General features: G+C 66.6%; 9 protein-coding genes and 1 tRNA gene. 2 read left to right on the top strand and 8 right to left on the bottom strand.

What is annotated here, in order from left to right; all coding sequences use genetic code 11:
- From VNF71_00995 to VNF71_00965, 7 genes are all read right to left on the bottom strand, one after another.
- On the bottom strand, positions 1-691 hold a 691-nt coding region (locus tag VNF71_00995), incomplete at its 3' end, for a hypothetical protein (protein ID HVA73125.1).
- A 209-nt stretch (positions 692-900) separates the two neighbouring features.
- Positions 901-2478 (bottom strand): phage major capsid protein, encoded by a 1578-nt coding sequence (locus tag VNF71_00990; protein ID HVA73124.1) that lies wholly within the window; start codon positions 2476-2478, stop codon positions 901-903.
- 183 nt (positions 2479-2661) lie between these two features.
- Positions 2662-3402: a glycosyltransferase family 2 protein gene (locus VNF71_00985; GenBank protein ID HVA73123.1), complete on the bottom strand. Its 741-nt coding sequence runs from the start codon at positions 3400-3402 to the stop codon at positions 2662-2664.
- Between the two features lie 562 nt (positions 3403-3964).
- Positions 3965-4117: a hypothetical protein gene (locus VNF71_00980; protein ID HVA73122.1), complete on the bottom strand. Its 153-nt coding sequence runs from the start codon at positions 4115-4117 to the stop codon at positions 3965-3967.
- A gap of 219 nt (positions 4118-4336) precedes the next feature.
- Complete coding sequence (locus tag VNF71_00975; protein ID HVA73121.1) at positions 4337-5740, bottom strand: AAA family ATPase; 1404 nt, start codon at positions 5738-5740, stop codon at positions 4337-4339.
- Positions 5741-5951: 211 nt separating this feature from the next.
- Complete coding sequence (locus VNF71_00970; protein HVA73120.1) at positions 5952-6233, bottom strand: hypothetical protein; 282 nt, start codon at positions 6231-6233, stop codon at positions 5952-5954.
- Positions 6230-6445 carry a hypothetical protein gene (locus tag VNF71_00965; GenBank protein HVA73119.1) on the bottom strand — a complete coding sequence of 72 codons (216 nt, stop codon included), beginning with the start codon at positions 6443-6445 and terminating at the stop codon, positions 6230-6232. Before VNF71_00965 ends, VNF71_00970 begins: the two co-directional genes overlap by 4 nt.
- A gap of 80 nt (positions 6446-6525) precedes the next feature.
- On the opposite strand from VNF71_00965, the gene VNF71_00960 reads away from it, so the two are divergent.
- Both VNF71_00960 and VNF71_00955 read left to right on the top strand, forming a co-directional pair.
- The gene (locus VNF71_00960; protein ID HVA73118.1) at positions 6526-7086 is read left to right on the top strand and encodes a hypothetical protein; all 561 of its coding nucleotides are present in this window, start codon (positions 6526-6528) and stop codon (positions 7084-7086) included.
- Position 7087: 1 nt separating this feature from the next.
- A complete protein-coding gene (locus VNF71_00955; GenBank protein ID HVA73117.1) occupies positions 7088-8203 on the top strand; it encodes a site-specific integrase in 1116 nt (371 codons plus the stop codon).
- Positions 8204-8252: 49 nt separating this feature from the next.
- Here VNF71_00955 and VNF71_00950 read toward each other — a convergent pair.
- Positions 8253-8326 (bottom strand) — tRNA-Val (locus tag VNF71_00950).
- Between the last annotated feature and the right edge of the window lie 97 nt (positions 8327-8423).

The following is an 8423-nucleotide window of genomic DNA, read 5'->3' as shown; positions in this document are numbered from 1 at the left end:
CTTGGGTGGACCCGATGGGGTCACCGAAACGCCAGTACGACGACGCGCCATCGGCGACTACCTGCACCGGGTAGCCGGTGGTCGTGATCTTCGCGCCCTGCAGGACCCGCTGCGCGTCGGTGGCGTGCAACTGCGCGAACGCCGTCACGGTGTCCGGCCACACCGTAGGCCACGCGTTCACGTGCCCGGTGAACCGGTTGTAGGTCACCCCGTCCCACGTAGCGCGGACCTGCACCGGTTTGCGGATCTTGAGCAGGCCGTAGTACGGGCCCGAGGTGCGTTGCGGGTTGAACCGGCCGTCCTCGTCGTTCAGGTCGAGTTCGATGGTGCCGGCCTCGAACTGCGAAAGCTCGTGCTGACGGCCGCGTCGCATCGAATAGCGCATCACCCACGGGGTGATGTCGGTCCACTCGTTCGCCGCGCCCAACGTCCCGGCAGGAGAAGCCACGGTCGTGATGTCCGCGGGGTCATCGAACGCACCGTTGGAAAACCCGACCAGAAACTGCAGGACCGGCGTCGCGACAACAGGGTTGGGCGGCGGACCGTCACCCGCGGCGAGAATCGACGCCACCAGATCCGGCGACAACGCCGGATTCAGACGGGACAGGCGCGCCCACCAATCCGGGAGCTTCTCCCCGCCGACACGGGACCTACCTGCCGCACCCGACTGGTCACCAACAAAGTCGCCCATCAATATCTCCTTTCAAGAAGAGGTTTGGTCGGGCGCGCGCAGCCGCGACAAGGAGACACGGCTACGCGGCCCGACCGGGGCGCCAAGGTCGCACGGGGCCATGCCTGAGCCCGTGCACGACCCGACGCCGTGATTGCCGGTGCGCCCCTTCGGCGCCTGCGCCCGCTGGCAGCCAAGAAGGCGACACCGGCAAACCGTGACCTTCTCAGCTAGCTGTTCGAGAGCAGCCTGAAGGCGTCGGTGTTGACAACGTCGCAACCGATGCGCGCGGTAGCAAGGAATCCCCGGTTACCGCTGGGGCGGCCGCCGTTGCTGAAGTCCGGCACGTTCGGAACGAGTTCGACCTGGAACCCGCCGAGCCTGTTCGCGATGACGAACCTCTTCATCGAGCCGACCACGCAGTAGTTCGCGTTGCCGGTCGTCGAGGTGAGCGCCGGCGCATCCGAAACCGACAAGATCGGCCTTCCGAACAGTCGCCGCTGCCCGCTGTTGGGGTCGACGGTGAAGTCCTGCGGGCCAAGCCCTGCCGTCTCGCTAGGTGCAGACAAGGCGCTGACCCGATCTTCGACGCTGGGGCTCATCACCCACGCGCACGACGGGTCGACGCGGTATCGCTCCGGCAACGCCGACCATGCGGCCCTGAGGTCGACAGCCCCCAACGTGCCGGAGGTCGTCACGGTGACATGAGCCGGCGAGGTGGTCGTGCCCGCCATGCGCGTAAAGACTCCGGTCGGGTCGCTCGAGCCGGAACCGACCGCCGCCCGGTTCGACACGAACTCGGCGTAGGAGTCGGCGAACATTGCCGCGGCGTGGGTCGCCCAATCCGGCTGATCCATGCCGAACTCAACCGAGAACGGCAACCAGTCGGACCCCAGCCAGATCGGGATGGTGTCCGCGCCGGGAGCGGCGAACGTCGGGTCGTCCTCGTCGGCCGCAGCACCTTCCGCTTTGGTCGTGAACCCGGTCGAACCCGCCGTCACACCGCGCCGTGCATTAGTGGTGGTCGTGACGACCTTCGCCAGGCTCAGGATCTGTGAGGTGGCGAGGCCCGAGGTCGGGATTATCGTCGGATCGAGGAAGTACGGCACCGCGTAGCCGCCGTCCGCGTCGGTCTCGCTCATCGCTCGAAGTTCTCCGGCGGCGAACCTTGCGGCCGCGTCCTGGCGGGACCGGTGGGCGAGCGAGGCCTGAAAATCTCTGTAGTCGGTAAGCGCGGCGACCGCCGGCGGACCGAACGCAGGTACGACGTCGGTCATCAGCGACCGCCACGCCTGGAAGTAACCGGGCGAGCCGGTTATCAGAATCCACCTGGCGGCGAGCTTGCCGTCGAGGAGCTGGTCTCTGTTGCGGACGAGCGCGTCGAGCCTGTCGGCGGCCGCGGGCGAAAGGTCCCTCTTCTCAATGTCCATCAGCGCGAGATCTCTCGCCGTGCCATATGACAGGCGGGACGTGTCCTCGGTGAGGATGCCGGAGGCTCGGTCGAGAAACTCCGGGCGGGTCATCCTGCGCACCGGTGCCGGTGCGGATGGTGCCGGTGCAGGTGCCGATGCAGCCGCGGGAACGGTGCGGTTGCGGGTGACGGACCGGCGGGGGTTAGGGTGCGCCTTCTCCCACGCCCGGGACTCCGCGTCCATCTCGTTGCTAATACGCGTTGCCTCCTGCTGGTGCTGGCGGAGGGCCTTCTCATCACACTCGCCATGCGACCGCTTGTATGCCTGAAAGGCTGCTATGCGGCCTAAGAGCGACTGCTGTCGGGCGTGTAGTTGATTCCATTTCGGTGATGCCATCGTCCTGATCTCCTCAGGTGGGGTGACGGTCGCCCCGTCGTCGCACCTTCGGGGTGCGGTCCGTGCTTCCGGCGTTTGCGAGACGCCGCGGGCGGTAGTTGGAAAGTTGCTTCGACAAACCAGGGGCCGGGCGGCGGACTCCTGGGCTCGAGTGTAATCGAACGTGTGTTCGGGGGTGGTGGCTCACCTGCGGTTCGCTATCTCGGCGCGGGCGAAGTCCGATGCGACCTTGGCGAATACCCGTGCCCGCGCGTCCCACTGATCACTGAGGCGCCCGGCCGCTTCGAGCCAACCCTCAGCATCTTCGACATGGCCGAGGGTGGCGGCCGAGACCGCCGCGGCGAGGTGCGGCCACCCGGGAAACGGGCTTACATCGCCGCGGGCAACCGCGCTGGCCGCGATCGCCAGGTTCCGTTCTTGGCTGGCGACGTCGCGCGATGTGCGATGTTTGCGGACGAAGACCTGCGAGACCATCGCGGGCGGTTCGATCGGTGCCCCAACGATCGGCCACGGCACCTCGTGAACCGCCCCGGACCACCTGTACACGCTCTTTCGGAGCAGGGTCGCGCTCGGAATGGGCGGCCCGTCGACCCGCTTGAGGGGCAGGGCGAGCACCGATTGACTGGTGCGCTCCACGGCGTCCCTGAGGGCTTGTGGGTGTCCGTGGACTGTGTCGTCGGCGCTCAGCGAGAGGACCCAATCGGTAGGGCAGGCGTCGAGGGCAGCGTTGCGGGCCCGGGCGAAGTCGTTATTCCAAAAGCCAGCGATGACGGTTGCGCCGGCGGCCCGGGCGATCGAGATGGTCGCATCGGTCGAGCCGGTGTCGTAGACGACGATCTCGTCCACCAAGGGCTTCAGAGACGCCAGGCAGGCTGGCAGCAGCACCTCCTCGTCCCTGGTGATCAGCGATGCGCTAACTGACACGCCGGCGCCCCTGCTGGTGAGGCCAGAGGTCGGGCCCAGATGACCCCCTCCAGACCCGTACGAGAATCCCCAGACCCGTACACAACCTTTTTGCTGACGGTTGACCGGTCAAAGACGGCGCCCCAGCCCGTCGCGAGGCCCACCCCCCGGTCACCGGAGCCGCCCACGGTCGGCAGGAGCCGGGATTGAACAGATTCGACAGAGTTTGTCCCACATGTCACGCTTCACGTCGGAAACCTCCTGCTCGCGGGACACTTCCGGCTGTCCCGGGACTTCGAAATCGTGGGGAGAGAGAAACGACGGATTTGGCAGTCAGGAGCGGTTGCCGTGCCCGTCGCGGTGCCGTCCCCCCCTACGGTCGTGGGTGGGTCGTCGAACGAGTCGGCAGAGCAGGCGCAGCACCACCATGAGCCATCGGCTTGGTAGGTGAGGATGCGGCGTGACGCACAACACGGACAATGTGATGGCCAGCGAACCCCCATCATTTTCGCCGCCCTCTTTCTGTGGGGAATGTCCGGTCGGCGGGTTGTTCCTGCTGGGCGGTGGGAGTGTGAGCGTCCCATCAGTCGCTCGCTTCTCGTTGTGCGGTCGTGGTCATCGGTTCGCCTCGTAGTTGTCTGCGTATCGCTGCGATCCAGCGAAGTGCGGTCTCGGTTCTGGTCTCGGTGTTGTCGTCGTCTTCGATGACTTCACCGAATCTGTCGCGTCGGGTCACGTGGCATCACCTCGCCATGTCTCACCGCAGTTCGCGCAGCGCATGGAGTTGCGGTCATGGAACGGGCCGCGGAGGACTCGGGTCGACCCGCACTTCGAGCAGGTCTGCGACTGGATCCCGGCACTGGTTCCGGTCCCACCCTGTAAGGGTGGTGGGAACCGGTGGGAACCAGTAGTGGTGCCCAGTGGTGCGGAACCGGTGGGAACCAGTGGGAACCGGTCAGAAGACTTGGTCATTATCGGTCCCTTCGGCTCGGTACATGCGACTGTTACGAGGTCCGCTCCGGACTCGAATCCGACCGGCGTTGACGAGTGTCTCGGCGGCAACGGAGACGGTGTTCTTGCGATAGGACTGGCCGCGCGCCTTGAGACTGTCCGTGAGTGTGTTGACCGAACATTCGGCACCCGGTGTCTCGTTGAGCAGTTCGAGGATGGCGTCCGCGCAATGCGTCGGCCCGTTCCACGGTGTTGTGTCGCGGTGGATCTCGGTCGGTGTCCACGGAAACTCGCCTCCGCGTTGTAGCGCTGTAGGCCAGTCGCGTTCGTCGCGCTGTCCGCGCCAGTGACGCAACGCACCGGTTGGTGCGAGGAAGAGTCCGAACTCCGGCCACCTACGCCACAGGCTTGCCCCGTAGGGTCGTTCCTCGGTCCCGTGGGGGGTGTGCGACTCGAGCACGACAGCGCAGCCGTGGCGGGCACGTAGCCGGTCCAGGACGGCAACGACGGACCGCGCGGTTGCCTCCTCGTTCGGATCGCCACCGCTCAACTTGTACGACGGTCCTAGCACCAGCAGTTGCGGCTCCGCTGCGTCGACGAGGGCCTCGAAGCGTGCGGCGGACTTGGCGTCGAGCAGGTCGATATCGGACGTGAACTCGACGAGCAGATTCTCGTCGGCCGGGCTGTCACCGGCCATGCACGCGCGGATCTCGGCGAGCTTGCGCTGACCCAGGGCCTTCGGGTTCTCCGCGTCGACCGTCAGGGTTCTGATCGGGTCCATCGCCTCGAACGTGAACGGGTGGATGCCGCCGGCGCAGAGGACCGCTATCTGCCGGAGCAGGGTCGACTTTCCGCCGCCCTCCGGGCCGGTGAAGATCACCCGGTCTCCCGGCTCGAGCAGGTCGGGGATCAGGTAGCCGCGTCGCGTGAGATCCTCTGCCAGAAACTCTCGTAAGGTCGGCGGAATCGTGATACCCGCGACGGTGCGGCGCAGCCCGTCGAGTTGCGCTATCGCGTCGAGCATCGCTGCGTCGATATCGCCATCGGCGGCGGCTTGTCGAAGGTCGAATCCGATCGCGTCGGCTCGGCGTCGCGCAGCGACCCCCGCGACGATCCCGGCGAACTTCGCGGTGGTCGACGTGGGAGGAGCGTCCGCTACCAGTTCGTTGAGATCGGCCGGCGGGACCGGGACGCCAGCCCGCACAAGTTCGTGTGAGACGATCCTCGCCTCCACCGGATCACCCCGACCATGCAGACGGGTGATCGTCTCGAAGATGTTTCCGTGGTCCGGTTTGTAGAAGTCGCCCCGCTCGCACAGCGCCATCGCGGACGCCACGGCGTCGCGCGACAGCATCATCGCGCCGAGCACGGCCCGCTCGGCTTCGAGGTCATGCGGCGGCGGCGCCATCAGATGCTCGCCTCAGCGAGTGCCCGATGCCACACGTGCTCGGCGACGATCAAAGGAGCGTGCGGGCCGGAAGGGTGCGCTTGACGCCACCGCGCGGCCCACTCAATGCGGCCGAACAGTCGTTCGGTCGTGGTAGATTGGTCCTCGATCCGCCGACCCGCTGATCTGTGAACGACCCCGGTTCTCGCCCGGGGTTGTTCTCTGTCCGGGGTCATATGCCATCCATCTCGTCGAGGACCGCGCGCATCGCAGCGAGGAACTTCTGGTGGTCGATTCGGTCTTGCCGCCACGCGTTGACCAGGTTGAGGACCAGGTCCTCATAGCTCAGGAGAGCAAGCTCAGCTTCGGCGACGACCTCTTCCTCCGGGCTCAGGTCCCGCCTTTCGCGGGCAGCCTTTTCACTCCCCGGTGGCTCGGGTCGCCGTGGTGTGGGGCAAGGTTCTTCTCTTCGCCGGCCGGCGGCACTCGTGGGCAGGTTGTGGGGGCCGATCATCGCCGGGCATCCACGCGGTGGGCCTCGACGTACCCGTCGAGTTCGCTCTGGTCGAAAACGAGCTTGCCGTCGACCTTGAAGAAGGGAATCCGGCGCTCTTGCACGGCGCGGCGCAACCACCGGTCAGTCAGCCAGTCGTTGTCCGCGACCGCTTGGGCGAAGGACTTGTAGCGCCGGCCGGTCGCGTTGGGGAGTGCAGTCGAGGAAGCCATATCCTTACCCTAGCCAGTCCTGGACACTTGCGGACGCTAATGGTTCGCCATTGTCGCTCGTCTGTGTCTATACTGTCGGCATGCCTCCAGATACGAGCGATCGTTACTTCATCGATCTCCCCGATGTCGGCGAGATCGTCGCACTCCCGGGTGGTCACTTCCCGAAACGAGCCACGGCGCTCTACGGCGAGGACGGGCTACATCTAGAAGTAATCGTCGGGGTCCGCGACGAACTTCCCCGCGTTCTGCGGTTGACAGTGATTCCCGACGACGAGGCCGGCGCCATCCTTGCCCCACGGTTGCGGCAGGCACGCTGGCAGCAGATCTTCGAGCGGATCATCGCCCACGCCGGCATGGCGGCGGCCATGCGTCTCCGTCACCTCAGCGACCATCCGCCGGGACCATCGGAACGGACCTTGACCTTCGAGGAGGAGCAAGCCGCCAAGGACGGCGCGGTCGGACCTTACCGGCGCCGGCCGATCACGGACTCCCTGCTGCGCCAGACAGCGGCGATCTACATGGCGAACCGCTACGGCGCCCCGACCAGGGCGGTACACGAGCAGCTTTTCACGTCACACCGGAACGCGACCCGCTGGATCGCTGAGGCCCGCAAGCGCGGCTTCATAACAGAGGAGGACTGAAATGGGGCGCAGAGACTTCGGATCTGTCAGGAAACTCCCGAGCGGCCGTTGGCAGGCGACCTACTTTCACAAGGGCGAGCGCCATACCGGCTCGATGACCTTCGGTGCCAAGGCTGACGCTACGGCGTGGCTCGCGAGCATCGAGACCGACATTCGCCGCGGCGGGTGGGTCGATCCGCGTGCCGGAAAGGTCACCCTGGCCGCGATGCTCGAGCGGTGGTTGGCGTCGAACCCGTCGAAGCGGTCATCGAGCCTCGAGCGGGATCGCTCGATCATCGAGAACCACCTACCCGATGCCTTGACGGCGCGAGCCGTGGCGACGATCGGCCGCGAGGACATTCAGGCTCTAGTCGACACGTGGGCAGAGACCAAGGCGGCCTCGACGGTCGGACGCCAGTATTCGGCCATCCGCGCGGCGTTCTCCTGGGCTGAGGCGTCTGACATCATCACCCGGACCCCTTGCCGGGCGATCCGTCTGCCGAAGGTCGAACTGGTCGACCGTCCCGTCCTGGCCGTAGAGCAGCTTCAGCGGCTCGCAGAGACGTTGGGGCCCGACCAGGCGGCGTTCATGTGGCTCGGGGCTGTCGGCGGGCTCAGGTGGGCTGAGGTGGCTGGCCTGACGGTCGGTACCGTTGTCCTCCCGGCCGGTGTTGTGAAGGTGACAGCCCAACTGCGTCGCGACGGGCGGCTCGGGCCTCCGAAGTCGACAGCCGGGCGCCGGTCACTGGCAGTACCGACATGGCTCGCCGAGGATCTCGCGGCGGTGATCGCCCGTCGTGGGTTGACCGCGGCGGACAGCGAGTCCCTGGTGTTCGTGGACCGAGACGGCGGACCGCTCGATTACACGAACTGGCGCCGGCGCATGTGGGCCAGGGCGACCAAGAAGGCGGGGTTGGTCGGGTTGAAGTTCCACGACCTGCGCTCGATGGCTGCCACGGCACTTGTCGCCCAGGGCGTCGACATCAAGACCGCTCAGACCCGGCTGGGCCATTCGTCGCCTCAGGTGACGCTCGGGATCTACGCCCGGGCGACCGTCGAGGCGGACCGGCTGGCAGCCGAGAAGGTCGGCGCGTTTTTCGGTCCTTCGCGCACGGATCGCGCACGACCCGGAGCTTGACCGTTCCCGGCCCGGGGCCGATATGGGGCCTGACCTGCACCGGGGCGGGTGGGCGCTAGAGGACTCGAACCTCCGACCTCAGCCGTGTGAAGGCTGCGCTCTAACCAGCTGAGCTAAGCGCCCGGTAGGACGCGTCATCATAGACGGGCCCCGAAAGTGGCTCGCCGGGCCGGCGGCGATCGCCTATTCTTGAGTTCCGCAGCAAGGGCCAGCGTCGTCC

The organism is Acidimicrobiales bacterium (assembly GCA_035533095.1).
Taxonomy (GTDB): Bacteria; Actinomycetota; Acidimicrobiia; order Acidimicrobiales; family Palsa-688; genus DATLUM01.
The sequence above is the reverse complement of the archived record's forward strand: the minus strand, read 5'-3'. Positions and strand labels throughout refer to the sequence as shown.

Coding starts and splice junctions, on each gene's coding strand:
- VNF71_00990 (HVA73124.1), bottom strand. CDS start 2,478: ATGGCATCACCGAAATGGAATCAACTACACGCCCGACAGCAGTCGCTC.
- VNF71_00975 (HVA73121.1), bottom strand. CDS start 5,740: ATGGCGCCGCCGCCGCATGACCTCGAAGCCGAGCGGGCCGTGCTCGGC.
- VNF71_00970 (HVA73120.1), bottom strand. CDS start 6,233: ATGATCGGCCCCCACAACCTGCCCACGAGTGCCGCCGGCCGGCGAAGA.
- VNF71_00965 (HVA73119.1), bottom strand. CDS start 6,445: ATGGCTTCCTCGACTGCACTCCCCAACGCGACCGGCCGGCGCTACAAG.
- VNF71_00960 (HVA73118.1), top strand. CDS start 6,526: ATGCCTCCAGATACGAGCGATCGTTACTTCATCGATCTCCCCGATGTC.
- VNF71_00955 (HVA73117.1), top strand. CDS start 7,088: ATGGGGCGCAGAGACTTCGGATCTGTCAGGAAACTCCCGAGCGGCCGT.